Below are 1,453 nucleotides of genomic sequence, written 5' to 3' on the forward strand. Positions count from 1 at the left end.
CGTCCCCCACGGCCCCGCCGTCCCGCTTCCCGGCGCCGCTCGGCTCCCCCGCGCCGCCGGTCCCGCTCGACCGGTAGGCCAGGCGCTGCGCGGCGTGCCGTCCGCGCTCCTCCACCGGCAGCTGGCCGGTGGCGCCGGCCAGGCCGAACGCCGGCATGTCGAAGTAGATCGACTCGTAGCCGCCCTCGGGGACGATGTACGTCTCGTGCCAGAGCCCGACGTGCCCGCGCGCCCTGCCCTCCCGCAGCTTGCGGTTGGCGATGCCCCACACGGTGTGGTGGAAGCCGTCCGGCGCGCTCGCGTAGCCGTACAGCTTCTCCTTCGACTCCCAGTACTGGACGACGTAGTAGGTGCGCGGCGACGCGGTCAGCAGGATGCGTCCGCGCAGGCCGCGCTCGGGGCCCCGGCCCAGCTCGTACAGCATCCGGAACATCGCGAACATCACCGGGCCCCAGTGGTGCACGGCCCAGAACCGGTTGATCCGCATGCCGATCAGCAGCACCACGGTGTCGCCGGTGGCGGCGGCGGTGGTGTAGCCCGGCTGCGGCTTGGCGAACCAGGACATCTCTGCCTCCCCGCGCCCATACCCATGTAAGCGGTGATTACATCAGTGCCGGATGACCCGGTCAAGGCTCACCACAAGCACAATTCGGCTACCGTGCACGCTGGTTGGCGATCCCCTGGCCGAAGGTGTCGAGCACCTGCCCGGCCAGCTCCTCCGCCTTCCCGGCCGGCAGGTAGCCGTCCACGATCATCTGCGCCAGCCCGTACACCAGTGCCTGCCCGGCCAGCCCGACCAGCGCCGGATCCCCCGGGCGCAGCCGGCCCGCCTCCTGGTCCGCCACGATCACGTCCATCAACGCCCGGTCGATGCCGTCCAGTTGCGCGCGCAGCTCGGGCTCCCCCGAGGCCGCGAACACTCGCGAGCGCAACAGCTCGAACCGCCGCGGATGGTGCAGCGCGTACCGGACGAACCCCAGCCCGACCGCCCGCATCACCGACCCGCCGTCCGGCCCGGCCGCCGCGACCTGCGCCTCCTGCCACCGCACGAGGTCCGTCAGCACCCGATCCGCCAGCGCGGTCAACAGCGCCTGCCGGTCGGCGAAGTGCCGGAACGGCGCCCCCGCCGACACCCCGGCCCGCCGCGCCACCTCCCGCACGCTCACCTTCTCCTGGCCCTCCTCGTCCAGCACCTCGAACGCCGCCGCCACCAACGCCTCCGGCAACGCCCCGTGGTGGTACGCCCCCCGGCCGCCGCCCCGCTCCCGCGCTTGCTCCCGTTCCCGCTCCCTCATGCCTGTCTTGCTACCACAGCGGGGCGGTCCCCCGTCCCCGTCACGCACCCGGACGGGGCCCGACGTCCGCCCCCGTCCACCCGTCAGCCGCGCCTCGGCGGCCACCGGACGGCGGAGGGCGTGGCCGCCGGGGCGGGTCCGCGGCGAGGCCCCGGCCC

The 1,453-nt window shown here is 74.3% G+C and carries 2 protein-coding genes; both read right to left on the reverse strand.

Annotated elements, in window-relative coordinates; genetic code table 11:
* Positions 1–565: DUF4188 domain-containing protein (locus tag KS423_RS45390; RefSeq protein ID WP_224285504.1), on the reverse strand; the 565-nt coding region annotated here is incomplete at its 3' end.
* Positions 566–653: 88 nt separating this feature from the next.
* Positions 654–1,295: a TetR/AcrR family transcriptional regulator gene (locus KS423_RS45395; RefSeq protein ID WP_224285505.1), complete on the reverse strand. Its 642-nt coding sequence runs from the start codon at positions 1,293–1,295 to the stop codon at positions 654–656.
* Positions 1,296–1,453: the final 158 nt, after the last annotated feature.

The sequence above is a fragment of the Streptomyces sp. LS1784 genome (genome assembly GCF_020103755.1).
Taxonomy (GTDB): Bacteria; Actinomycetota; Actinomycetes; order Streptomycetales; family Streptomycetaceae; genus Kitasatospora.

Coding starts and splice junctions, on each gene's coding strand:
- KS423_RS45395 (WP_224285505.1), bottom strand. CDS start 1,295: ATGAGGGAGCGGGAACGGGAGCAAGCGCGGGAGCGGGGCGGCGGCCGG.